At 51.9% G+C, this 24,933-nt stretch carries 27 protein-coding genes and 2 riboswitches; all 27 genes read left to right on the top strand.

The window, feature by feature from the left end:
* Positions 1–78 precede the first annotated feature (78 nt).
* The 27 genes from rnmV (at position 79) to ACFVVF_RS28325 (ending at position 24,930) form a co-directional block, all read left to right on the top strand.
* Positions 79–630 carry a ribonuclease M5 gene (gene rnmV, locus ACFVVF_RS28455; RefSeq protein WP_387816604.1) on the top strand — a complete coding sequence of 184 codons (552 nt, stop codon included), beginning with the start codon at positions 79–81 and terminating at the stop codon, positions 628–630.
* Positions 631–635: 5 nt separating this feature from the next.
* Positions 636–1,547: a 16S rRNA (adenine(1518)-N(6)/adenine(1519)-N(6))-dimethyltransferase RsmA gene (gene rsmA, locus ACFVVF_RS28450; protein ID WP_387816602.1), complete on the top strand. Its 912-nt coding sequence runs from the start codon at positions 636–638 to the stop codon at positions 1,545–1,547.
* Positions 1,548–1,622: 75 nt separating this feature from the next.
* Positions 1,623–2,519, top strand: coding sequence for a sporulation peptidase YabG (gene yabG, locus ACFVVF_RS28445; protein ID WP_387816600.1), 897 nt, complete (start codon positions 1,623–1,625; stop codon positions 2,517–2,519).
* A gap of 200 nt (positions 2,520–2,719) precedes the next feature.
* Entirely contained in the window at positions 2,720–2,995 is a 276-nt protein-coding gene (veg, locus tag ACFVVF_RS28440) for a biofilm formation stimulator Veg (protein ID WP_387816598.1), read from the top strand.
* A 149-nt stretch (positions 2,996–3,144) separates the two neighbouring features.
* Entirely contained in the window at positions 3,145–3,330 is a 186-nt protein-coding gene (locus ACFVVF_RS28435; RefSeq protein ID WP_387816596.1) for a small, acid-soluble spore protein, alpha/beta type, read from the top strand.
* A gap of 127 nt (positions 3,331–3,457) precedes the next feature.
* Positions 3,458–4,312, top strand: coding sequence for a 4-(cytidine 5'-diphospho)-2-C-methyl-D-erythritol kinase (gene ispE, locus ACFVVF_RS28430; RefSeq protein ID WP_042171207.1), 855 nt, complete (start codon positions 3,458–3,460; stop codon positions 4,310–4,312).
* An 84-nt stretch (positions 4,313–4,396) separates the two neighbouring features.
* Positions 4,397–5,221: a pur operon repressor gene (gene purR, locus ACFVVF_RS28425; RefSeq protein ID WP_387816594.1), complete on the top strand. Its 825-nt coding sequence runs from the start codon at positions 4,397–4,399 to the stop codon at positions 5,219–5,221.
* Positions 5,222–5,272: 51 nt separating this feature from the next.
* On the top strand, positions 5,273–5,671 hold the full coding sequence (locus ACFVVF_RS28420) for a RidA family protein (RefSeq protein ID WP_387816592.1): 399 nt from the start codon (positions 5,273–5,275) through the stop codon (positions 5,669–5,671).
* 130 nt (positions 5,672–5,801) lie between these two features.
* The gene (gene spoVG / locus ACFVVF_RS28415) at positions 5,802–6,086 is read left to right on the top strand and encodes a septation regulator SpoVG (RefSeq protein ID WP_042171213.1); all 285 of its coding nucleotides are present in this window, start codon (positions 5,802–5,804) and stop codon (positions 6,084–6,086) included.
* Positions 6,087–6,247: 161 nt separating this feature from the next.
* Positions 6,248–7,654: a bifunctional UDP-N-acetylglucosamine diphosphorylase/glucosamine-1-phosphate N-acetyltransferase GlmU gene (gene glmU / locus ACFVVF_RS28410; protein WP_387816589.1), complete on the top strand. Its 1,407-nt coding sequence runs from the start codon at positions 6,248–6,250 to the stop codon at positions 7,652–7,654.
* A gap of 103 nt (positions 7,655–7,757) precedes the next feature.
* A complete protein-coding gene (locus tag ACFVVF_RS28405) occupies positions 7,758–8,408 on the top strand; it encodes a 50S ribosomal protein L25 (protein ID WP_387816586.1) in 651 nt (216 codons plus the stop codon).
* Between the two features lie 148 nt (positions 8,409–8,556).
* Positions 8,557–9,117, top strand: a complete 561-nt coding sequence (gene pth, locus ACFVVF_RS28400) for an aminoacyl-tRNA hydrolase (RefSeq protein ID WP_387816584.1) — start codon at positions 8,557–8,559, stop codon at positions 9,115–9,117.
* A 64-nt stretch (positions 9,118–9,181) separates the two neighbouring features.
* Positions 9,182–9,412, top strand: coding sequence for an anti-sigma-F factor Fin (gene fin / locus ACFVVF_RS28395; RefSeq protein WP_387816582.1), 231 nt, complete (start codon positions 9,182–9,184; stop codon positions 9,410–9,412).
* A 172-nt stretch (positions 9,413–9,584) separates the two neighbouring features.
* Entirely contained in the window at positions 9,585–13,130 is a 3,546-nt protein-coding gene (gene mfd, locus ACFVVF_RS28390; protein WP_387816580.1) for a transcription-repair coupling factor, read from the top strand.
* A 69-nt stretch (positions 13,131–13,199) separates the two neighbouring features.
* The gene (locus ACFVVF_RS28385) at positions 13,200–14,273 is read left to right on the top strand and encodes a peptidylprolyl isomerase (RefSeq protein WP_387816578.1); all 1,074 of its coding nucleotides are present in this window, start codon (positions 13,200–13,202) and stop codon (positions 14,271–14,273) included.
* A gap of 370 nt (positions 14,274–14,643) precedes the next feature.
* Positions 14,644–15,894 carry an urea ABC transporter substrate-binding protein gene (gene urtA, locus ACFVVF_RS28380; protein ID WP_387816576.1) on the top strand — a complete coding sequence of 417 codons (1,251 nt, stop codon included), beginning with the start codon at positions 14,644–14,646 and terminating at the stop codon, positions 15,892–15,894.
* A gap of 112 nt (positions 15,895–16,006) precedes the next feature.
* Complete coding sequence (gene urtB / locus ACFVVF_RS28375) at positions 16,007–16,912, top strand: urea ABC transporter permease subunit UrtB (RefSeq protein WP_387816571.1); 906 nt, start codon at positions 16,007–16,009, stop codon at positions 16,910–16,912.
* 18 nt (positions 16,913–16,930) lie between these two features.
* Positions 16,931–18,022 (top strand): urea ABC transporter permease subunit UrtC, encoded by a 1,092-nt coding sequence (gene urtC, locus ACFVVF_RS28370; RefSeq protein WP_387816569.1) that lies wholly within the window; start codon positions 16,931–16,933, stop codon positions 18,020–18,022.
* Complete coding sequence (gene urtD / locus ACFVVF_RS28365; RefSeq protein WP_387816567.1) at positions 17,994–18,770, top strand: urea ABC transporter ATP-binding protein UrtD; 777 nt, start codon at positions 17,994–17,996, stop codon at positions 18,768–18,770. The genes urtC and urtD overlap by 29 nt, the downstream gene beginning before the upstream one ends.
* A complete protein-coding gene (gene urtE / locus ACFVVF_RS28360) occupies positions 18,748–19,446 on the top strand; it encodes an urea ABC transporter ATP-binding subunit UrtE (RefSeq protein WP_387816565.1) in 699 nt (232 codons plus the stop codon). The genes urtD and urtE overlap by 23 nt, the downstream gene beginning before the upstream one ends.
* Positions 19,447–19,615: 169 nt before the next feature.
* Positions 19,616–19,891 carry an alpha/beta-type small acid-soluble spore protein gene (locus ACFVVF_RS28355; protein WP_387816563.1) on the top strand — a complete coding sequence of 92 codons (276 nt, stop codon included), beginning with the start codon at positions 19,616–19,618 and terminating at the stop codon, positions 19,889–19,891.
* Positions 19,892–20,022: 131 nt separating this feature from the next.
* Complete coding sequence (locus ACFVVF_RS28350) at positions 20,023–20,895, top strand: SPFH domain-containing protein (RefSeq protein ID WP_387816562.1); 873 nt, start codon at positions 20,023–20,025, stop codon at positions 20,893–20,895.
* A gap of 11 nt (positions 20,896–20,906) precedes the next feature.
* Positions 20,907–21,095 (top strand): type II toxin-antitoxin system antitoxin, encoded by a 189-nt coding sequence (locus ACFVVF_RS28345; RefSeq protein ID WP_387816560.1) that lies wholly within the window; start codon positions 20,907–20,909, stop codon positions 21,093–21,095.
* Between the two features lie 174 nt (positions 21,096–21,269).
* Positions 21,270–21,387, top strand: a riboswitch (guanidine-I (ykkC/yxkD leader).
* An 88-nt stretch (positions 21,388–21,475) separates the two neighbouring features.
* Complete coding sequence (locus tag ACFVVF_RS28340) at positions 21,476–22,489, top strand: ABC transporter substrate-binding protein (protein WP_387816558.1); 1,014 nt, start codon at positions 21,476–21,478, stop codon at positions 22,487–22,489.
* Positions 22,490–22,495: 6 nt separating this feature from the next.
* Positions 22,496–23,296: an ABC transporter permease gene (locus tag ACFVVF_RS28335; protein WP_387816556.1), complete on the top strand. Its 801-nt coding sequence runs from the start codon at positions 22,496–22,498 to the stop codon at positions 23,294–23,296.
* 51 nt (positions 23,297–23,347) lie between these two features.
* Positions 23,348–23,461: riboswitch (guanidine-I (ykkC/yxkD leader) on the top strand.
* A 50-nt stretch (positions 23,462–23,511) separates the two neighbouring features.
* Positions 23,512–24,228, top strand: a complete 717-nt coding sequence (locus tag ACFVVF_RS28330; RefSeq protein ID WP_387816554.1) for an urea amidolyase associated protein UAAP1 — start codon at positions 23,512–23,514, stop codon at positions 24,226–24,228.
* Positions 24,229–24,264: 36 nt separating this feature from the next.
* Positions 24,265–24,930, top strand: coding sequence for an urea amidolyase associated protein UAAP2 (locus ACFVVF_RS28325; RefSeq protein WP_387816552.1), 666 nt, complete (start codon positions 24,265–24,267; stop codon positions 24,928–24,930).
* Positions 24,931–24,933 lie beyond the last annotated feature (3 nt).

Genomic DNA, 24,933 nt, shown 5'->3' with positions numbered 1-24,933 from the left:
AATGTTGCGGTTCGCTGGGATAAAATATGCCCGGTCACAAAGAAGGGATCTGGCGGTGCAAGAAAGGGATGTAAATCGTTGATTAAAGAAATAATCGTGGTGGAAGGCAAGGACGATACAGTAGCCGTGAAACGTGCGGTAGAAGCCGATACGATCGAGACGAACGGCTCGGCAATCGGCGAGGAGGTGCTCCGCCGCATTGAGCTGGCGCAGGAGCGCCGCGGCGTTATTATATTTACCGATCCCGACCATGCGGGTGAACGTATCCGTAAAATCGTGGCGAAGCGGGTGCCTGGCTGCAAGCATGCGTTTCTGCCGCAGGAGAAGGCGCTGTACAAGGGCGATATCGGCATCGAGAATGCAAGCCCGGATGCGATCCGGCAAGCTTTATCTGAACTGCGGACGGAAAATCCGGAGGGCGAGGGTGCTGGAGAGATTACTTGGGATGATCTAATGGGCGCGGGCTTGATTGTACATCCCGATGCAGCTAACCGCAGGCTAGAGATGGGCAAGCTGCTTGGCATCGGCTACGCAAACGGCAAGACGTTTTTTAAGCGTTGTACAAGCTTCAGGATTTCCCGAACGGAATTTGTGGAAGCTCTGCGTAAAATGGAACAGGGACAGGAGTGAGCGGTATGAGCGGACAAGAGACGAACGGATCGGCTATGAAGGCGTTAGAAGTGGCGACGCCAAAGCGAACGAAAGAAATTATTGCGAAATACGGATTCTCCTTCAAGAAAAGCTTGGGGCAGAACTTTTTGATCGATCAAAATATATTGCATAAAATTGTGGCAGCAGCCGGTCTGGATAAGACGAAGGGTGCGCTGGAGATCGGTCCGGGCATCGGCGCACTGACGCAGCATCTGGCTGCTGAAGCGGCCAAAGTGACCGCCGTGGAGATTGATCCCCGGCTTATTCCGATTTTGCGCGATGTGCTGGCTCAAGAATCCCATGTGGAGGTCGTTCATGGCGACGTGCTGAAGCTGGATTTGAAGCAGCTGTTCGAGGAGAAGTTTGCGGACGTATCCAAAGTGAGCGTCGTGGCCAACTTGCCTTATTACGTCACAACTCCGATTCTGATGAAGCTGCTGGAGGAGAAGCTCCCGCTGGAGAATATCGTTGTCATGATCCAGAAGGAAGTGGCAGAGCGGATGGCAGCCAAGCCAGGCGGCAAGGAGTATGGCAGCTTGAGCGTAGCCGTACAGTTCTATTGCGAGCCGCAAATCGTATGCCTCGTTCCGCATACGGTGTTCATTCCGCAGCCGAACGTTGATTCAGCTGTTATTAAGCTTGCCCTTCGGGACAAGCCGCCTGTAGATGTGCCGGATGAGGCGCATTTCTTCCGCGTCGTCCAGGCGAGCTTCGCGCAGCGGCGCAAGACGCTGTCGAACAACTTGACGGCGCTCGTCGGCAAAGAACGCCGCGAGGAATTGACACAGCTGCTGATCGGCTGCGACATCGATCCTGTGCGGCGTGGTGAGACGCTCTCGCTGGAGGAGTTCGCCCGTATAAGCCGGGCTTTCCTCGAGGCAGGCTGGAGGGGCTAGCACAGGCCCAATAACAAAGACATTCGCACACTCAGCACGTTACACCCATACGATAGACGAAGAGGTGATTTACCCATGAAGCAAGGGGACCTGGTCGTCCGCAAATCGTATGGCGGTGACGTGCTGTTCCGAGTTGAAGATGTTCGATCCGAGCGAGCCCTATTGAAAGGCACGGACTATCGATTGCTTGCGGATGCGCCGATTCCCGATTTGTCGGTTGTACGTGACCCCGAATCGACGAGAGCGACCCAGCAAGTGCGTATTAAAGTTAACGACTCCTTAAAGCGCATGCGGCAGCAAAGAGCGCAGCAGCAGTCAGTGCAGACCGGGGAAGAAATCAGGCTGGCAGCTGAACAGCAGGCGCAGCCGTATTTCGAAATGCCGGGTAAAGTGCTCCATCTTGATGGTGATGGCAATTACTTACGAAAAAGCATGCAGCTGTACGAGGCGATGAAGGTGCCTGCGCATGGCGTGCATGCTCATGAGTCGCAGATGGCGGATCTGCTCTTCCGTCTGCTGCCGCAGGTGAAGCCAGATATCGTTGTTATTACGGGCCATGATGGTGTGCTGAAAAGCCATGCTAATGGCGACCTATTCAGTCTGGGCAGCTATAAGAACTCGCAGAGCTTCGTCAATGCCGTTCACGTTGCCAGAGAATATGAGAAGAACCGCGACGGCTTAGTCGTCATAGCGGGAGCCTGCCAGTCGCATTTCGAAGCGCTTCTTCAAGCTGGCTCCAATTTTGCAAGCTCGCCCGGACGCATTCTGATTCATGCGCTTGATCCGGTTTATATTGCGATCAAATCCAGCTATACGTCCATCCGGGAAACGATAAATTTATCCGATGTCGTGCACGGCACAATAAGCGGGATTGACGGTGTAGGCGGAATTGAGACGATAGGCCGATGCCGGGTAGGTCTGCCTAAGCCCAAAACGGCTGCTGTAGCCGCCTTGTTGAAATCAACTTCCTAGCCATTTCCATCCGGAAAAGGCTCTGCATCTGGGATGTTGCGGAGCTATGCCCTATTTATTTGTCCATTATTCCTCATATTAGAAAAATAAGAAAAAATACCGTTGACAAACAAATAAAATGGCTGATATAATATTTTGCTTTGTTTGACAACCTCCCTCTTTTTGGTTATAATGGACAAGGAAAGAGGTGGTAGTGGACAATGGCAAAAAATGCGCTGTTGGAAATTAAACGCAATTTGGAAGCCCACGTTGGCTCCAAAATCCGTCTTCGAGCAAACGGTGGCCGTCGCAAGACTATCGAACGAACCGGTACGTTGGAAGAAATCTACCCTTCTGTTTTCATTGTAAAACTGGATCAGGAGTCTCACGCCTTTAAGCGTGTCTCTTACAGTTATGCGGATATACTGACGGAGTCGGTGGAAGTGACCGTATGCAATGATGAAGGTCAAGTCCGTATTACCCATATGGAGCAATAGAGCTATAGATGCCGAAAGGCCGTTTGTCTGGACGCGGATGGATTCCCATTCGCGTCCTTTTTTTGTTGAAACCTGCAAGGCATGAACGAGGAGGGCCCAGTGCATACTAAAACGCAGCAACCCTATTCTTAAGGAGGTCGACTAGAACAATGAGCCGCAGAAGATCTGTCATGTCGGAGCAGTTGAAATATGAGCTTGCCAAAGACCTTGGTTTCGCGAATAAAGTGGATCAAGAGGGCTGGGGCGGGATTACGACGAAGGAAGCGGGCAATATGGTCAAGCGCGCCATACAGCTTGCCGAGCAAGCTGCCGCGAATAAATCAGACCGTCCGTAAGGGCGGGAAAGCTGTAATTCATAAGCTAAGGACACGGTATAGGAAAGAAGCCGCAGTCTCTTAGCTTTTCTTGTGTCCGTTTGTTATAATGTTGCTTAAGCTAACGATACGAACGGGAGAGCTTATGATGAAAATATATGAGAAAGCGCCGGCTAAAATCAATCTGCTGCTCGATGTGCTTAGAAAGCGCGAGGACGGCTTCCACGAAGTCGAGATGATTATGACCATGGTCGATCTGGCAGATCGCCTGGAGATGGAGGAGCTGCCGCGGGATACGATTATTATTTCGAGTCAGGCCGGATACATACCGCTGGACGAGAAGAATTTAGCCTTCCAGGCCGCTAAGCTCATTAAAGACCGCTATGATGTACGCAAAGGCGTATATATTCATTTGGATAAAAAAATACCAGTGGCCGCAGGCCTTGCAGGCGGCAGCAGCGACGCTGCCGCGGCCCTGCGGGGATTGAACCGGCTATGGGGGCTGCAGATTTCCGAGGACGAGCTGTGCAAGCTCGGCGCGGAGCTCGGCTCTGACGTGCCGTTCTGCGTAACGGGAGGCACCGCTCTGGCTACTGGACGCGGAGAGAAGCTGGAGCCGATTGCAGCGCCGCCTCAGTGCTGGGTTGTGCTGGCCAAGCCTCCGATCAATGTATCGACGGCAGACGTGTACGGCAAGTTCAGAGCGAATGAGCTGAAGACGCATCCGTCGGCTGCCGATATGATATCGGCGATCGAGCGAGGCTCGTTCAATGACGTATGCGAAGGTCTCGGCAACGTACTGGAGAACGTGACGCTGGAGCTGCATCCTGAGGTGCTGCAATTGAAGGAAAGCATGCAGCGGCTGGGTGCTGACGGCGTGCTGATGTCAGGCAGCGGTCCGACTGTTTTTGGCCTGGTATCGAAGGAAGCCAAGCTCGCCCGCATCTATAATGGGCTTAGAGGATTTTGCAAAGAAGTGTACGTGGTAAGAATGCTGACATGATCGTGACGTTGATCTTGATTAAATCCGTATAAAAATGTTATATTGTCTTTATAATATTCGGGTTTAGGTGGGAGGGAGATGGCTTTGAAAAAATTAAAGCGCAGTGCAAGACTAGTAGAAATGACGCAATACTTGCTTAGTCGTCCTCACACGTTAATATCATTGACAGCTTTTGCTGACCGTTATCAGTCTGCGAAATCATCTATTAGTGAAGATTTGGCCATCATAAAAGAAGTGTTCGAGGAAGAAGGCTTTGGCGAATTGAACACGCTGGCGGGCGCAGCGGGTGGCGTCAGATATACGCCTAAGATGCACACCGATACCGCCCTTTCGATTATGAACAATATTTGCCGCCAGTTGGAGCAGCCGGAACGGGTGCTGCCGGGCGGTTATTTGTATATGACGGATATGCTGGGTCAGCCGGATCTTCTTGCTGATGTGGGGCGGATGTTCGCGACTTCTTTTGCAAGCAGCAATATTGATGTGGTTATGACGGTAGAGACCAAAGGGATTCCGCTGGCGTATGCGGTAGCTTCCTGCTTGAACCTGCCTGTCGTTATTGTACGCAGGGACAATAAGGTGACAGAAGGCTCCGCTGTTAGCATCAACTATGTATCCGGCTCCAATAAGCGGATTCAGACGATGTCGCTGGCCAGACGCGCATTGAAGGAGCAGTCGAGGGTGCTTATCATCGACGACTTCATGAAGGCAGGCGGAACGATTCAAGGCATGATGGATCTGCTCTATGAATTCAAAGCTACCGTTGCGGGAGTTGGCGTGTTCGTCGAGTCCGGTGAAGTGGAGCTGGAGGAGCGTCTGTTAGAGGATTATGTATCGCTGGCCAAATTGACGGCAGTCGATATGAAGACGAAGCAAGCGACAGTAGTGCTGGGCAATTATTTCAAATAGACGGGCGCCGATGCTCCTGTTCAAGCTGACTATGAAAGGCTGGGAATTGAAGTGACACAGAAACCTATTCCGCAAGTAGTATCAACTGATAAAGCGCCTGCAGCGATTGGACCTTATTCGCAAGCGATCAAGCTGGGCGGATTGCTGTTCACATCGGGACAAATTCCGCTGGATGCATCCGGTCAATTAGTGGAGGGCGGCATTGAAGAGCAAACGCATCAGGTTTTCCAAAATTTAAAAGAAGTTTTGGCTGAAGCGGGAGCGACATTCCAAGATGTCGTGAAAGCGACCGTTTTCCTGAAAGATATGAATCAGTTTGCAACGGTCAACGGCATCTATGCTTCCTATTTCGAAGACCATAAACCAGCTCGCTCGGCTGTAGAGGTGGCAAGGCTTCCAAAGGATGTTCTTGTCGAAATTGAGGTCATTGCATCGACAAATGTCGAATAGAAACGAAAAAGATTCAAACTAAAAAAAATATTTTAAATAGTGCATTATTTTGCCAAATTTTTAGAAGGAATTTGCACAAAAACGTGGAAGTATACACCAAGTCTCAGATAGGCAAAGGTGGTGAACACAAGTGCAAATTACTGATGTAAGACTCCGCCGTGTAAATTCGGAAGGACGCATGAAAGCTATTGCTTCCATTACCATTGATAATGAATTCGTCGTTCACGATATTCGTGTCATTGACGGTAACAATGGTATGTTTGTTGCAATGCCTAGCAAGCGGACTCCTGATGGAGAATTCCGGGATATCGCGCATCCGATTTCTTCGACTACCCGCGAGAAAATCCAAGCTGCTGTGCTCGCAGAATACGAGCGCGCTGCAACGGAAGAAGTAGCAATCGAAGAAGGCGCGTAACCTATTTCAAATCGCTTTATGGATAAGGCCCGGGCAGTACGGTTTAGGCCGATTGTTGCCTGGGAGTCACAGGAAAGAGAGCCGGAAGGCTCTCTTTCTTTTTTGTCTGTAATGGGATATATTCAAAAGAACAAAGCGTACATGAGTGGGAGGAATTACGGTTGAAAGTGATGGCGATTGTGCTTGCGGCTGGACAGGGCAAGCGGATGAAATCGAAATTATATAAAGTACTGCATCAGGTGTCTGGCAAGCCGATGGTGGGCCACGTATGGAATACGGTGAAGGAAGCGCGCAGCGAGCGCACCGTTGTTGTTGTAGGGCATGGCGCGGATGCTGTGAAGGGCTATCTCGGCGATGGAGCCGAATATGTGCTGCAGGAGCAGCAGCTTGGAACCGGTCATGCGGTTCAGCAGGCGGAAGCCCTGCTCGGCTCAGAGGAAGGCACGACGATCGTCATCTGCGGGGATACGCCGCTTGTGCGGGCAGAGACGATCCAATCGATGCTGGAGCTGCACAGCTCGACAGGAGCGGCGGCAACGGTACTGACAGCATCCTTTGACAACCCGACTGGCTATGGACGCGTCATCCGCGGCGGCGATACCGTAGAGCGCATCGTAGAGCAGAAAGACTGTACGCCGGAAGAAGCGGCTGTGAAAGAGATCAATACCGGCACCTACTGCTTCGATAATAAGAAGCTGTTCGCGGCATTGGCTCAGGTGAAGAATGACAACGCTCAGGGCGAGTTTTATTTGACCGATGTCATTGGTATTTTCCGCGGCGCAGGCGAGATTGTTCAGGGCTATTGCACATCTGATCTTGCGGAAGCGATCGGCGTCAACGACCGCGTCGCTCTTGCGGAAGCAGAGGGCTATATGCGGGAGCGAATTAACCGCAAGCATCTGCTGGAGGGCGTGACGCTTATCGACGCGTCATCCACGTATATCGAGGCCGATGTGCGTATCGGATCGGATACGATTATTTATCCGGGAACGGTTCTGCGCGGTTCAACGGTTATCGGGGAAGACTGCGTAATCGGGCCAAATGCCGATATTCAGGATTCCGTTATCGGCAACGGCGTTACGGTGAAATACTCGGTGGCGGATCAATCGGTCATCGGCAATGAAAGCTCGGTAGGGCCGTATGCGAACCTTCGCCCGGGCTCCAAGCTTGGCGTCGGCTGCAAGATTGGCGATTTCGTCGAGCTGAAAAATGCAACGCTTGATGATGGCAGCAAAGTATCGCATCTGAGCTATGTTGGCGATGCCAAGGTCGGCAAGGATGTGAACATCGGCTGCGGCGCTATTACAGTCAACTATGACGGCTTCAACAAGTCCGTAACGGAAATTGGCGACAATGCTTTTGTTGGCAGCAACGTCAATCTGATCGCGCCTGTGAAGATCGGAGAAGGCGCTTATGTTGTAGCGGGCTCTACGATTACGCATGACGTGCCTGCCGGTGACCTCTCCATTGCGCGTGAGCGTCAAGTGAATAAGCCGGGCTATGCGGATAAAATCCGGGCGCGGGCTAAAGTGAAAAAAGAAAATGCGAAGAAGGCTAAGCCGGAGTAACTAACGTCTAGCTTTTGCTAATAGAATGCAATATTATGATTAATTCTTTATCGGTTTGGGTACAGTTATATGGAATACGACTTTTACTAGGAGGTTCCGATAGATGTCCATACCGATGAATGTTGAGCAGAGAACCGTTGGAACAAAAGGCGCGCTTCGCCTGTTGAGGGAAAGCGGCAAAGTACCGGGTGTCGTATATGGAAAGCAATTGGCTGCGCCGGCTGCCGTTGCATTGGAGGAGAGGCAGGTGCAAGCACTGCTGCGCTCTCACCCCAATGCGGTGCTGGAGCTTGAAATTCCCGGCGAAGGCAAGCAGCCGGTCATGATTAGCGAAGTGCAGCGCGAGCCGCTGTCTCGCCGCTTGCTTCATATCGATATGCGCCAGATCAACATGAACGAGGAAGTAAGGACGCAGGTGCGGATCGACTTCGTTGGTGAAGCCAACGGGGTAGGCCAAGGCGGTATCCTGCAAGTGCTGCTGCATGAGCTGGAGGTTGAATGCCTGCCGGGCAGCATTCCGGAGGCGCTGGAGATCAATGTGGCCGACCTGGAGCTCGGACACAGCCTGCTCGTTCGCGATGTGCGTCCGCCTTCCGGCGTTGAGGTGCTGTCAGACCCTGAGCAAGTCGTCGTAACGGTGCTGGCGCCGCAGAAGGAACTGACGGAGGAAGAAGCGGAAGCGGCTGAAGTTGAACGAATTGAAGCGGAATCGAGATCCGAGGAAGCACAAATGCACGAGGTAGACTTCGCTTAATCTCGCTTAACAAGCGGTATCGCCCTACGGCCTAAGTTACAGGCGTAGGGCAGATGCCGTTTTCTTGTTTTCCAAGGCGCATGCAGGGATAACCGATAATCGTGTAGAATGAAGAAGGACTACAGCTAGCAAGATTGGAGACGAAGGTATGAAGTGGATTGCAGGGCTGGGGAATCCCGGCGCCGCTTATCAGAATACAAGGCATAATGTCGGCTTTATGGTAGTCGACGAGCTGGCAAGACGTTGGAGCATCTCGGTCACGCAAAATAAATGCAAGGCGCTCATCGGCGAAGGCAATGTGGGGGGGACGAAGGTTGTTCTCATTAAGCCGATGACGTATATGAATCTATCGGGAGAATCGGTTCGCGGGTTTCTGGACTATTTCAAGGCCGACCGCGAGGACGGCATTATTGTCTATGATGACATGGATACTGAAATTGGCAAGATCCGGCTGCGCTATCAAGGCAGCGCCGGCGGCCACAACGGCATTAAATCGCTTATTCAGCATTTGGGCACGCAGCAGTTCAACCGGGTCCGCATGGGCATCTCGCGGCCGCAGCCGGGCCGCAGCATCGTCGATTATGTCCTCGATAACTTTCCGAAGAGCGAGCATGAACCGCTGAAAGCGATGGTCGAGCAGGCCTGCGATGCGATTGAATACTCGCTGAGCAATCCTTTTGACAACACGATGGCAAAGTTTAACCGCTAAGCCGTTAATTTACGCCAAAGCCGGGCATACTGAAGGGTATAACGACTCTTCAGGAGGCATACATATGGCTGTAAACTATATTTGCAGGCACTGCCGCACATCGGTGGGGACCATTGAGCAAAGCGGAATAACAGAGCAGCAGCTCGGTTTCCATTTCTTGACCCCCGAAGAACGCAGCGATATAATAGCGTATAACCCAAACGGAGATGTGACGGTTAAAGTCATTTGCGACTACTGCCGGGAAGCGCTTGATGCCAATCCCGAGCTGAATCTGGTCGCGAGCCCGCTGCAATAAGCGGGGAAATGAATGGTATGGCAAGGCCTTAGCGAACGCTGAGGCTTCTTTTCGATTGTTTGCAGAAAGCTTGTTTGATTGGAATAAAAGGCTTCGCAAATGGAAGGGAACGGAAATTTGCGAACGGGCTTTTGTCGCCAATGGACGGTTTAGAAACGAGGTGCCTTAACGATTGGAAGCATTAGTACAGGCTTTTGCTGCGGATCCGGACGTTCAGTCCATTATCGCCGGTGTCCGCAAAGGGATGCGGGAGCAGATGGTGTCGGGGCTCGCAGGCTCCTCCAGACAAGTGCTCGTCGCAGCCGTGAAATTGGACGTGGAGCGTCCGATGCTTGTCGTGACGCACAATATGTATGCCGCGCAAAAAATAGTCGAGGATTTGCAGGAATGCGTTTCTCCTCATGATGTATTGTTATATCCCGCTAACGAGCTGGTAGCTGCCGAAGCGGCGATCTCGAGTCCCGAGACGCTGGCGCAGCGCATGGACGTGCTGATCAAGCTGTCCGAAGGCTTCCGCGGGATCGTTGTCGTGCCTTTCTCCGGGGTTCGCCGCTATTTGCCTGTCCCCGGCGTAATGGCTCAAGCGAAAATCCGGGTGAAGGTCGGAGACGAGCTCGCTATTGAGCAGTTTTTGCGTCAGATGGCCGGCATTGGCTATACGCGTGTAGACCGGGTCGAATCGAAGGGAGAAATGAGTGTTCGCGGCGGTATCGTCGATTTCTATCCGCTGACGTCGGCAACGGCGTACCGGATCGAATGGTTTGGCGACGATGTGGATTCGATCCGTACCTTTGATCCCGGCGACCAGCGTTCGCTTGACAACTTGCAGGAGCTGACGGTTCCGCCTTGTCAGGAAATATTGGCTGACGAACGGCGGTTCAAAGCGGCTGCCGATCATGCGGCGTCGCTGCTGGAGCAGCAGTTGGATAAGATGACGGACCGGACTGCGAAGGATCGCCTGCGGGGTGAAGTTGGCGGCGAGATCGAGAAGCTGCGGGAACAGGTTTATTTTGCCGAAATTTATAAATATATTTCTTTGCTGTACCCGGAACGCCAGACGATACTGGATTACGTCCCGGAAGATACGCTGCTTATTATGGATGAGCCTACGCGCTTGATCGAGACGGGCAAGCAGCTCGAGCGCGACGAAGCGGAGTGGGCGACCCATTTGCTTTCTAATGGTAAGTCTCTGCCGGGCTTTACGCTTGCGCGCGCCTCGGATGAAATCCTGCATCACCGCTCGTTCCAGACCTTGTTCCTGCAGCTGTTCCTGCGCCAAATTCCGCATACGCAGCCGCAGAACATTCTGAACATGACGAGCCGGGCGATGCAGAACTTCCATGGCCAGATGAATGTGCTTAAGGCCGAGATGGACCGCTGGCGCAAGACGGGCGCCAATGTCATGATGCTGGCCGGCGATACTGAACGGATGGACCGGATGCGCCGTGTGCTGCAGGACTATCATATCGAGCCGCCTAAGCTGATTGAGGGCAACCTGCAATCCGGCTTTGAGCTGCCTTCCTCGCATCTGGTCGTCATTACAGAAGGCGAGATGTTCACGCAGAAGCAGCGTAAGGCTCGCCGTATCGATAAGAAAATCGACAATGCGGAGCGGATAAAAAGCTATACCGAGCTGAAGGTCGGCGACTATGTTGTCCATCAGAATCACGGTATCGGCAAATATGTCGGCATTGGCACGCTGGAAATCGGCGGTATACACAAGGATTACCTGCATGTTCTCTATGCGGGCGGCGACAAGCTGTCTGTACCGATCGAGCAGGTTGATATGATTCAGAAGTACGTCGGCTCGGAAGAGAAGGAGCCGAAGATTAATAAGCTCGGCGGAAGCGAATGGACAAGGGCGAAGAACAAGGTTCGTTCGTCTGTTCAGGATATCGCTGACGACTTGATCAAGCTGTACGCCGAGCGCCAGTCGGCACCGGGCTTTGCTTTTGGACAGGATACGGCCTATCAGAATGAATTCGAAGCGATGTTCCCTTACGATGAGACGCGGGACCAGCTGCGGGCGATCGAAGAGATCAAGAAGGATATGGAGAAGTCGCAGCCGATGGACCGGCTTCTTTGCGGCGACGTTGGCTATGGCAAGACAGAGGTCGCGGTACGCGCGGCTTTCAAGGCGGCGATAGAGGGCAAGCAGGTGGCGATCCTCGTGCCGACTACGATTCTGGCTCAGCAGCATTACGAGACGTTTCGCGAACGCTTCTCCGGCTATCCATTCAATATTCAGGTGCTCAGCCGGTTCCGCTCCCGCAAGGAGCAGAATGAGACGATGAAGGGCTTGAAGGCAGGCACGGTCGATGTTGTCATCGGTACGCACCGCCTGTTGTCGCAGGATGTTATCTTTAAAGATTTGGGACTGCTTATCGTGGATGAGGAGCAGCGGTTTGGCGTGTCGCATAAGGAGAAGCTGAAAAAGCTGAAGACAAATGTCGATGTATTAACGCTGACTGCTACGCCGATCCCCCGGACGCTGCATATGTCGATGCTTGGCGTGCGTGACCTGTCCGTTATCGAGACTCCGCCGGAGAACCGGTTCCCGGTTCAGACTTATGTCGTGGAGTACAACATGTCGCTTGTCCGTGAGGCGATTGAGCGTGAGCTGGCCCGCGGCGGCCAAGTCTATTATTTGTACAACCGGGTGCAGGGCATCTATCAGATGGCAGAGCTGATCAATTCGCTGGTTCCGGATGCGAAGGTCGCGGTAGGCCACGGGCAAATGTCCGAGCAGGAGCTCGAAAAAACGATTCTCGACTTCCTGGACGGCGAGTCGGACGTGCTCGTCAGCACAAGCATTATCGAGACCGGCGTCGACATTCCGAACGTCAATACGCTAATCGTGCATGATGCGGATAAAATGGGCCTCTCCCAGCTGTATCAGCTGCGGGGCAGGGTAGGACGTTCCAACCGGATCGCTTATGCCTACTTTACGTATCAGCGCGATAAGGTGCTGACGGAGGTAGCCGAGAAGCGGCTCCAGTCGATCAAGGAATTTACGGAGCTGGGCTCCGGCTTCAAGATCGCGATGCGCGACCTTGCCATTCGCGGAGCGGGCAATCTGCTTGGCGCGGAGCAGCATGGCTATATCGCCTCGGTCGGCTTTGATCTCTATTCGCAAATGCTGGCCGATGAGATCGCGAAACGTAAAGCGGAGATGGAAGGCGTTCAGGTGAAGGAAGAGCGCGCCGTCAGCACCTTGATCGATGTAAGCATCGATGCGTACTTGCCGTCTGATTACATCTACGACAGCATTCAGAAGATTGAGATCTACAAGAAGGTTGCAACTGTTCGTTCCTTCGACGAAGCGGATGATTTGACAGAGGAAATTATGGACCGTTTCGGCAACTTGCCGCAAGCTGTCGATAATTTGCTGACGGTTGCCCGTTTGAAGGTATACGGCGCTATGTACGGCATCGAGCAAATTAGCCAAAAAGCGGATGACCTGATCGTCAAATTCGCGCCGCGTGAGAAAAAACGGATCGATTCGAAAAAGGTCGATCAGCTTTGTGTAACCTTCGAGAACCGCTTCCGTCTAAGTAATAGCGTGCAGGATGACTATCCTTCTCTGCTGCTGCGCGGCAAAGGGCTGGAGATGGACCAGAAGCTGCAATTGCTGGAGCATTTCCTGAAATCTTTTCAAGAGGCTCACATTGGCGCTCGGATTAGTGCGGAAGCGCTGCAGGATGCGACATCCGGATAGAAAATTCGCATTGCGATGACGTTTTCTGTTACAATACTAACAACTTCCTATTTTGAAAGGGGATTCAGCATGTTGCACGGTACACGCAAATCGGCATGGCGCAGAAGCGCGCTGCTTGTAATCGCGGCAGTGCTCGTCATGACGGTTATGGCGGCTTGCGGCAAGAAAGAAGAAGAAGGAACAGGCACCACGTTCAAAGGGGCGGGAGAAGGTACGGTAATCGCCACTTATAAGGACGGTAACGTAACGGAGCCTGAGTTCGACAGATATTTGGGCGTATTCAACATTATGCAGCCTGGATATGAGCAAGTTCTGGCGATTCCGCAATTCAAAGAGCAGCTGCTGCAGCAATTCGTTTCTTACAAAGTGCTTGCTGGACAAGCTACTGAAGAGAACGTGAAGAAGGCCGCTGAAGAAACAGACAAGCAAATGAAGGATTTCGAAAAAGCGATCAAAGAAAATGCCGATTTGAAAAAAACGCTGGACGATAAAAAAGTGACAAACGCCGACGTTAAGACGTATTTGAGCTTGATGCTCGTCGTTGTAGAGCATATGAACTCGAAAGTGACGGATGATCAGATTAAAGCTGAGTATGAGAAAAACAGCGGCAATTACAACCCGGTAACGGTCCGCCACGTACTGGTAACGACTACAGATCCATCGACTGGCGAAGAGAAGCATAAGCCGGAAGAGGCGCTGAAGCTTGCCAAGGAAGCAAAAGCGGAATTGGAAGCCGGCAAGAGCTGGGATGAAGTCGCGAAGAAATATTCCGAAGACGGCGGCTCCAAAGACAAAGGCGGCCTCTACGAGAATGCCAATGCAGGCGAGTGGGTAGAAGGCTTCAAGAAAGCTGCCCTTGAGCAAAAAGTAGGCGTAATTGGCGATCCGGTTGAGACCGAGTATGGCTACCATGTCATCAAGGTTGAAAAACGCGATGTCAAAGCTTACGCTGACCTTGACGAGAAAACGAAGGAATCCGTGAAGAGCGCTGTTGCATACGAGCATATGAACACGTTCATGAAGGATGAAATGCCGAAGCAGGATTTGAAAATTACGCTTCCTCAGCCGTCGCCATCGGCATCTCCGGATGCATCGGCTTCGCCGTCGCCGGATGCTACGAAAAAGCCTGAAGACGCAAAATAATAATTGGTAATGAAAGGACTGCCCTAGCGGGCAATGTCATTAAGTTAAGCCTTTACTTAATGACATTGCCTATGCGGGCGGTCCTTTTTTTTGTTAGCTTTTGCCGAAGGTTAAGTCACATATGTAATGTTTGTGTAATATACAAATATAAAAAGAGGGAATTTTGTCTTATTAATTAACACAATTCAGTGGGGTATGCCCTTTTTCAATGAGATTCTGAGACAAATGTCCCCCTTTTTAAATTTTGATGTTATATATATTGACACATAATCTGGCCGCCCCCTATAATAAGGATGCGAACATTGGAAACACATTCCATGTAAATGTTCGGCATTCGATTAAATTTATAGAAGAATTGGGGAGTGGAGAGATGAAAAAGAAATGGTTTTATCAGGTGGGACTTACTGCAGTTGTGCTTAGCATGGCGCTGGCGGCCTGCGGAAACAATGAGAAACCGGCATCCACTACATCAGGAGGCAATTCGGGGGCGGCATCAGGGGATACGATTAAGGTAGGGGTGCTTCATTCTTTGAGTGGTACGATGGCAATTAGCGAGGTGTCGGTGCGCGATGCCGAGATTATGGCGATCGAAGAAATCAACGCCGCAGGCGGCGTGCTCGGGAAGAAGCTTGTAGCGGTAGAAGAGGATGGCGCATCGGATTGGCCGACCTTTGCAGAGAAAGCGCGCAAGCTTATTTCCGAAGATAAAGTCGCGACTGTATTCGGCGGATGGACGTCCTCCAGCCGTAAGGCGATGAAGCCTGTATTTGAAGAGCTGAATGGCTTGCTCTGGTACCCGGTTCAATATGAAGGGCTTGAATCCTCTCCTAACATTTTTTATACAGGGGCAACAACAAATCAGCAGATCGTTCCCGCGGTTGACTGGCTGCTGGAGAATCGCGGCAAAAAGTTTTACCTGCTTGGTTCGGACTACGTATTCCCTCGCACGGCTAACTTGATCATTAAGGAGCAGCTGAAGGCGAAAGGCGGAGAATTGGTTGGGGAGGAATATACACCGCTCGGCCATACCGATTACAGCACGATCATTAGTAAAATCAAAGCCGCAAAGCCGGATGTCGTATTCAACACGCTGAACGGCGACAGCAACGTCGCTTTCTTCAAGCAATTGAAGGATGCAGGCATTACCACGCAGGATTTGACGACATTATCGGTGTCTGTAGCTGAGGAAGAAATCCGCGGCATCGGCGTCGATGTGCTCCAAGGACATCTGGCAGCCTGGAACTACTATCAAACGACAGATACACCGGCGAATAAAAGCTTCGTTGCGAACTATAAGAAGAAATACGGCGAGAACAGAGTGACGGCCGATCCGATTGAAGCGGGCTATACGGCAGTCTATCTCTGGAAAGCGGCTGTAGAGAAAGCTGGCTCTACCGATGTCGATAAAGTGAAGGAAGCCGCCAAGGGGCTGGAGTGGGATGCGCCGGAAGGCAAAGTGAAGATTGACGGCGATACGCAGCATATCTACAAAACGGTGCGGATCGGCGAAGTGCAGGCGGACGGACAGTTCAAGGAGCTGTGGAATTCCGGCGAAGCGGTGAAGCCGGATCCTTATTTGAAAGGCTATGATTGGGCGGCAAGCATCAAGCCTACAGAATAGCGGGCTAAGCGGCAGCGCTCGGCAATAATCGAGGGAGTATTCTGGGCAGCGGATACTCCCTCTGTTATTAGGGTGGACAGCGACGCGCAAATCATGAAGGAGTTGAAGGCATATGGAAGTGTTTACGCTGCAGTTATTCAACGGGCTGAGCGTCAGCTCGATTCTGCTTCTTATCGCATTAGGTCTCGCTATTACATTCGGTTTGATGAAGGTCATCAATATGGCGCATGGAGAGCTTATTATGATCGGCGCCTACTCCACCTATTTAACGCAAAATATTTTCAAGGAAGCATTGCCGCCATCCCTGTTCGACTGGTACTTTGTGCTGGCAATTCCGTTCAGCTTCCTTATTGCTTTTATATTTGGGCTTGTGCTCGAAATGAGTCTCATCCGGTTTCTGTATGGCAGGCCGCTCGACAGCTTGCTGGCAACCTGGGGCGTCGGGCTGGTGCTGCAGCAGCTGGCGAGATCCATCTTCGGAGCGCCGAACGTTGCAGTTACAAGTCCGTCTTGGCTTAACGGCGGTGTAGAGGTATTAGGTGCTGTTCTGCCGTATAAACGGTTATTTATTATCGGTCTGGTTGCCTTGTGTTTGCTTGCCATGTACTTCTACATTTACCGCAGCCTTGAGGGACGCAGAATGCGGGCTGTGATGCAGAACCGCGATATGGCCGCTTGTCTTGGCGTATCCACCAGGCGTGTGGATGCGATGACCTTTGCGATCGGTTCGGGTATAGCAGGTATTGCCGGTTGTGCGCTTACGCTGCTTGGTCCGATTGGACCGTCTCTTGGCACCTATTATATCGTCGATGCATTTATGGTTGTCGTTCTTGGCGGTGTCGGCAAATTGGTCGGCACAGTGCTTGGAGCAATGGGGATCGGAGTGTTTAATACGATGTTCGAATATTGGACGAATGCTTCGCTTGGCAAAGTGCTCGTATTCCTCTGTATCGTTGCTTTTCTGCAATGGAAACCGATGGGGTTCGTGGCCATGCGCTCGCGTTCGCTTGATTCATAGAGAGAGGTGGAGAGACGGATGTTGACGCTGAAAAAATTAACGCCGGCGCGGGTATGGCTGTTAGTCGGGTATGCGGCTGCGGCGGCCGCTCTATTCTCGGCTCCGCTATTTTTAAGTGACTTCAGGCTGAATCTGCTTGCCAAGTTTCTTGCCTTTGCCATTGTAGCGCTCGGGCTCGATCTGATCTGGGGCTTTACGGGCATTCTGAGCTTGGGGCACGGTATCTTCTTCGGTCTCGGCGCCTATGCAATGGCGATGTACTTGAAGCTGGAGGCAAGCGGCGGCAAGCTGCCGGACTTTATGGGCTGGAGCGGGCTGAGTCAGCTGCCGTGGTTCTGGAAGCCATTCGAAAGCTTTGGGTTTGCGGTGCTGATGGGTATTCTTATACCGGCAGTGCTGGCTCTTTTCCTGGGCTTTTTCACATTCCGCAACCGGATTCGAGGCGTTTACTTTACGATTCTGACGCAGGCTTTGGTCATTATTACGACAACGCTGCTTGTCGGTCAGCAAGCTTATACGGGAGGAACGAACGGCGTTACCGGCTATAGCAAAATTCTCGGCCAATCTATCGCCTCCTCTGATACGAAGCGGATGCTGTATTGGATCACGGCGGCGGTGCTCATAGCGGTGTTCATCCTTTGCCGCTATATCGTCAAGAGCCGCTTCGGCAAGGTGCTGCGAGCCATTCGCGATGGGGAGAACCGGGTGCGGTTCATCGGCTACAACCCGGCAGTTTATCAAATGGTTATCTTTACGATATCCGCCGCCTTGGCTGGCATCGCCGGTATGTTGTTTGTGCTTCATGTCGGTATTATTTCGCCATCCATGATGGGGATCGTTCCTTCTATTGAGATGGTGCTGTGGGTTGCGATTGGCGGCCGCGGCACGTTAATTGGCGCAGCGTTAGGTGCGGTGCTGATGAACTGGGCGAAGAGTGAATTTAGTACGACGTATCCGGAGGGCTGGACGTATTTTCTCGGGGCGGTATTTATTGTGGTGGTCGTATTCCTGCCGAACGGGCTGATGGGACTTGCGAGCAAGTTCAAGCTGGGGAAAGGCAAAAAAAGGAGTGAGCCAGAGCATGATAGAGTCGAGTATCCTGCAGTGTGAAGAGGTTACAGTGGAATTTGACGGCTTCAAGGCGGTGCAAGGCATGAGCTTGCAGCTTAGAAAAGGGGAGCTGCGCTTTCTGATCGGTCCCAACGGCGCAGGGAAAACGACGATGCTAGATGTTATCTGCGGCAAGGTGCGGCCGACTTCCGGCCGGGTTACGTTCAAGGAATCTGTCGATATCGCGAGGAAAAAAGAGCATCAGATCGCCGAGCTCGGCATCGGACGCAAGTTCCAGGCTCCTTCGATATTTCCGTCGATGACAGTGGCTGAAAATCTGGAGATTGCAATGCGCCAGCGGCGCGGTGTATTCACCGTTCTGTTTGCGAGGATGAAGGCGGAGGATGCTGCCCGGATTGAGCAGCAGCTGGAGATGATCGGGCTGCAGGATAAGGCGGAATGGCGTGCGGGCGGCCTGTCGCATGGCGAGAAGCAATGGCTGGAGATCGGTATGATGCTGCTGCAGGAGCCGGAAGTGCTGCTGCTTGATGAACCGGTTGCGGGCATGACGGATAAGGAGACCGATAAAACGGGTGAACTACTTATTGAAATTTCCCGCCAGCGCTCCATCGTGGTGGTTGAGCATGATATGGAATTTGTCCGTAATTTTGCAAGCAAGGTGACCGTTATGCATGAAGGCAGGCTGCTCAAGGAAGGGACGATGGAGGAAGTGCAGCGGGATGACCGTGTGGCGGAAGTCTACTTGGGGAAGAGGCGGGATGCGGATGTTAGCCGTTCAACAGCTTGAAGCCGGTTATGGCGAGAGTGTTATTCTTCGCAATGTGTCATTGAAGGTGAAGCCGGGACAGGTCGTCTGTCTGCTCGGCCGCAATGGAGTCGGCAAAACGACACTGATGAAAAGCATAATGGGGCTGCTTAAGGCTCGAAGCGGCACGATTTCTTATGATGGACAGCAATTGACAAAGCTGGCACCGGGACGGAGAGCTAAGAGCGGGATTGGCTATGTGCCGCAGGGGCGTGAAATATTCGGTCAGCTTACTGTATATGAGAATATATTGATCGGCTTGGAGGCGGCTCGCGACAAACAGGTGAAATCCATCCCTCAAGAGGCGATCGCTAAGTTTCCTGTGCTGCCGACAATGTACGCCAGACACGGCGGCGACTTGAGCGGCGGGCAGCAGCAGCAGCTGGCATTTGCGCGAGCACTGGCATCGAAGCCGGAGGTGCTTCTGCTTGATGAGCCGTGCGAGGGTATCCAGCCGTCTATCGTGGATGATATTCGTGATGTCATTCGTTCCATCAAGGCGGATGGCGGCACGGCGATCCTGCTTGTGGAGCAAAGCTTGGAATTTGTGAAAAGCGTCGGTGATTATTTTTATGTGCTGGAGAAGGGTTCGGTCGCTTGGGAGGGCGGAATAGAGTCGTTGACGGATGATGTTATTAAGAAGTATTTGACGGTATAGCTGCAAGTCAAGAGGCGGAGTGTGAAGTGAAGGCCTGTCTCTTTGTCGGAGCGTCCAAAGACGTTTTGGCGAAGAGACGGGCTTTTTTTATTTTGTTCATAAATGTAAAGCCTCAGGGAAAAGTATGGAGGTAATTGATGTTAGGAGTGATTGAAAGGGTGGTGGTAATGTGGCAAGAAGGAATCGGAGGCTGCTGGTGCCTGAGGCTAGACAGGCGATGCAAAGCTTCAAAGCCGATGTGATGCGGCAGGAAGGATACGCGGTAGATCCGAATCATCCGGATGGAGTGAAATATGAGGTGGCAAGCGAACTGGGCATACCGCTCAAGGCAGGGGATAACGGTGATTTGAAGACGGAGGATGCTGGTCAAATCGGCGGGAAAATTGGAGGCGCAATGGTGCGCGAGATGATCCGGCTGGCGCAGGAAAAGTTGACCAGACAGTAGATATTGAGCTGAATAGGAGCCGTCCTAGCGATCGCAGCAGTGGATCGGAGGGGCGGCTTCATTTTTGTGTTTACTTATAATGTAAAAAGTGATATCATAATGATACTAATATAATATAAGGGGCTGGTTCTATGAAAGAGAAAAAAGCATGGCATGTGAATGGATTTCTGGCGCTGCTCATTGCGCTCGCGTCAATTGCCGGCGGCGTGGCACTCATTGTAGCTGGTTCGACATCAACAGAACCGAATACACTGTTCATTGTGCTAGGTGTTATTCTTGGCGCTGTATTTGCGGTGGCTGTATCGTCACTCACGATCGTGCAGCCGAATGATTCTAAAGTCATTACCTTTTTCGGATCGTACGTGGGAACAGTCTCGAGAAGCGGGATGTGGATGGTGCTGCCGTTCACGAACAAGAGCACGGTTTCGCTAAAGGTACGCAATTTCAATAGCCAGACGCTAAAGGTTAATGATGCGGAAGGGAATCCGATCGAGATCGGCGCGGTTGTTGTGTTTAAGGTGACAGACTCGGCTAAAGCAAGCTTTGACGTGGACAACTATGAGAAATTTGTCGCGATTCAAAGCGAGACGGCGGTTCGGCACACGGCTGCTCAGTACGCCTATGATACGTTTGAAAATGAACAGGCGCTGTCGCTTAGAGGCAACGCGGACGAAGTGGCGGATGAGCTGATGAAGGAGCTGCAGACGAGATTGTCCGTTGCAGGCGTACAAGTGCTGGAGACGCGGCTGACGCACTTGGCGTATGCGCCGGAGATTGCGAGTGCGATGCTGCAGCGGCAGCAAGCCATTGCGATTGTATCGGCTAGACAAAAGATTGTTGAAGGCGCAGTTGGGATGGTGGACTCTGCTTTGAAGCAATTAGTCGAGAATGGGATCGAGCTTGATGCGGAGCGGCGTGCGGCGATGGTGAATAATCTGATGGTAGCCATCGTTTCGGACCGCGCGGCGACGCCGGTCATTAATACCGGCTCTCTTTATAGCTAAAGGGGCTTCAGATGGGGAAAGAAAAGAAAGCTTTCGCGCTGCGTCTTGATCCCGATATTCATCGTGCGCTGGAGCAGTGGGCGAATGACGAATTCCGCAGCGTCAACGGCCATATTGAATTTTTACTCCGGGAAGCGCTTGGGAAAGCGGGGAGGCTGCCGAAGCCATCCTCCATCCAATCGAAATCACAAGAAGATTAAAAGGAATGACCGAATGTTCCGGCGGCGGAATGGTTCGGTCATTCCTTTTTTTGTGTCATATAATCTAACATTTATGTTGACACACCCATACATTCCCCACTATACTACGATTAAACGTTAGGTTTTCTAACAATAAAATAAAGGCTTTCCCTCATAATGGATGAGAATGAGAGCGAAAAAGCTGTCTAGGGTTCCGTTGAGACTTTGCTCATGCAAAGGCTCAAGTCTGGTCCAAGAGACGGCGTACAGTCAGATTGGCTGTATAACACGGAAGGATAAAAGCCTGGGAGATTAAATTCTCTCAGGCTTTTGTTTATTTTAGAGCCCGAAGGATGGCGGCGATTGGCTGTTCGGAGCGAAATAGACAAGGAGTGGGGAGAATGGAAAAGTTGACGGTGAAGAAATGGTGCAGTCTGATGCTTCTGATCGCGATGTTCACCATTGCGGGCTGTGGAGGCGGCTCTAAAGCTTCTGGAGGAGCCGATGGTCCGGTTACAATTGCGCTCAGTCCTTGGCCCGGTTGGTATATGTGGTATTTGGCGGAGGAAAAGGGCTTTTTCGAAAAGCATGGTGTTCAGGTGAAGCTGGAGTTTTTCCCCGTTTACAGCGATTCGCTCCAAGCTCTCGCAACGGGCAAGGTTGATGCCAATAGCCAGACACTCAGCGATACGCTGGCTCCAATCTCCAAGGGCATCCCGCTCAAGGCGGTGCTTGTGAACGACAATTCTTTTGGCGGGGATGCTATTGTCAGCAAAGCGAACATTAACTCCATTGCAGAGTTGAAAGGCAAGACGGTTGCGACTGAGCTGGGAACGGTGGATCATCTGCTGCTGCTGACTGCTCTTGCAGAGAATGGCATGAAAGAATCGGATATCAATTACGTCAATATGACCGTTAACGATGCAGGTCCCGCTTTTATATCGGGCAAAACCGAAGCGTCGGTGCTGTGGGAGCCGTTTCAGACGATTGCGGTAAAGGAAGGGAAGGGGAAGGTGCTGTTCTCCTCCAAAGACACGCCAGGCCTAATTCCTGACTTGCTCGTATTCCGGGAGAAGGTAGTGAAGGAAAGGCCGGAGGAAGTTCAGAAGATTGTAGACGCCTGGTTCGATGCGGTCGCTTACTTTCAGGAACATCAAGAGGAGGCGATTTCCCTGCTTGCGAAGAAGGCGGAGACGTCACCGGAAGATTTCAAGCTAGGCATGGACAGCATTAAGTTGTTCTCGGTCGAAGACAATCTTCATGCGTTCGAGAAACGGGATGAATACACTTCGCTTGAATATACGGCGGGGAAAACGGCGGCATTTCTGAAGGGGCTTGATATGGTTGATGACATCAAAGATGTAAGCGTCATGTTCGACTCGCAATTCATTAAAAATACAGCAGCTGGGAAGTGATGCGGGATGAAGCTGGTCAACAGACGCAAACCTTATCGTATGCAAATCTTCAAAGAAATAGGCGCAAAGCCATTTGCCTTGACAGCGGGGGCTTCCTTCCTCGCCTTGCTGTTAATCTGGTCGGTGCTCAGTTATATGAAGCTCGTCAATCCGGTTTTTCTGCCGGAGCCGCATCAAGTGCTAGCCGAATTGTTCAGGCAGCTTGGCACGGAGGCCTATTGGCATCATATCGGTATTAGTGTATTCCGCGTTTCAGCCGGCTTCCTGCTTGCATGCATCGTCGGCATTCCGATCGGCCTGTTTGCCGGGACGTTCAAATACGGCGAGGCTGTGGTGGAGCCGCCGATGGAATTTATCCGTTACATGCCGGCTGTCGCTTTCATTCCGCTCATTATGGTGTGGGCTGGCATTGGTGAATGGGCGAAAATATTGCTCATCTTCATCGGCTGCTTTTTTCAGCTCGTTCTTATGGTTGCTGACAATACACGCCGGGTATCGCATGACCTGCTGCAAGCCTCCTTCACGCTGGGGGCAAGCCGCTGGAAGGCAATCGAGACGGTGCTGATTCCGGCCATTCAGCCGCAATTAATGCATACGCTTCGCCTCATTCTCGGCTGGGCATGGACCTATCTGGTCGTAGCTGAGCTTGTGGCAGTCAATAGCGGTCTGGGATATGCCATTATGAAGGCGCAGCGGTTTCTGAATACGGATCAAATTTTTGTCGGCATCATCGTGATTGGTTTGCTTGGCCTCATTAGTGACCGGATATTCGCCTTTATGAACAAGCGATTTTTCCCTTGGGCATAGCGATTTGTTGAACAATTTAATATAGGTTCCCGGTTAAGCAGCAAATGGGGACAAAAGGTTGTCTAGGGTTCCGCTGATGGTTGTGATCATCATCTATTAGGACTGGACCGAGAGACGGCGTATGGCGCTCGCCATATAACACGGAAGGATAAAAGCCTGGGAGATCAAGTGTCTCCTTGGCTTTTTCTATTTTAAACAAGCGGGAGGAACGCGGCATGTTATGGAGCAAAACGATAGAAGCGGGCGGCAAATGGTCAGGGAATATCGGAAAGGGCAGGCTGATTCAATTTACGGCCCAAGAGGCGGGGGCGAACGTATCGATATTGTTGTTCAATGCGAGGGATTTGACGGAGCGCTACAACATGCCGGATACGCTGAAGGCGCAATATACGGCTCGCTTAACGAGTGGTCATACGCTTATGAGCGACAACGGCCGTGTTCTGGCCAGTATTGTGGCGGATAGCTTGGGCTGGCATGATCCGATAGGCGGTTACACGAGCCGGTCGCTGACGGATGACAAATACGGGCTGACAAATTACCAGAAGCAGCGCAATGACTGGCTGCGAAGCGGCCAGGAAAATTTCGCTATTGAACTGGTGCGCAGCGGATTGGGCATGCGGGATATGATGCCTGTTGTTAATTTGTTTTCCAAAGTCAGCTGTGATAATGAAGGCAACATGCACTACGATGAGCTGCATTGTCCGGCAGGTGCGACGGTCACACTCCGCACGGAGATGGATGTGCTGCTGCTTTTATCGAATACGCCAAATCCGCTGGATTCGCGCACGGTCTATCCATCCGTGCCGGTGCTGATCGAAGTGTCGGAAGCGGCCGCAGTCGATCGGGATGCCGACTATTGTGTTCAATATCGCCCGGAGAACGTCAGAGCGTTCGAAAATACTTGGGAGTATGAGATACTGCTTGGCATTTAGCGAGAGTTGATTATTTTATGAGGGAGGAAGCTGACTATGGCGGTATTTAATCGGGTGGAAAGCGAGAGAGCGGAGGCGGATGCGATCTATGAGGCGACGGTGCTGGCGGGGGACGGCTGGATGTATGATCTGAAGCCCGGGCAGGTGCTTCGAATCGTGGACGTGGAAGGGAACCAGGCGGCGGACACGATATTTTACGATGCGGATGAACCGGATGATCATTATAGTGCAACAGCGACAATAGCCGGGCAACAAAATATTTATTTGACGACAGGGTCTGTCCTGCTGGCGGAGTCCGGGAAGGCGCTTCTTCGGATCGTTGCCGATACTTGCGGCCGTCACGATACGGTGGGCGGCTCTTGCTCGGCTCAGAGCAATACCGTCCGCTACGCGCATGAGAAGCTTCATATGCATAACTGCCGGGATACGTTTATGCTGCAGTTGGCTAAAAGGGACGGGCGGTATTCGAAACGTGATCTGGCGCCAAACATCAATTTCTTCATGAATGTGCCGGTGACGAGTGATGGCGGCTTGAAGTTTGATGACGGCGTATCCTCGCCAGGGGCATATGTGGAGCTTGAATCGCTTTGCCAGACGACAGTCTTGATCAGCAATTGCCCGCAATTGAACAATCCTTGCAATGGCTATAATCCGACGCCGATTCGCGTCTTGATCTGGGAGAATGAAGCGGACGCTCGCTAAGGG

Origin of the sequence: Paenibacillus sp. NPDC058174, from assembly GCF_042883865.1 — a bacterium.
GTDB lineage: Bacteria > Bacillota > Bacilli > Paenibacillales > Paenibacillaceae > Pristimantibacillus.
This window is presented reverse-complemented; position numbering and strand designations above follow the sequence as displayed.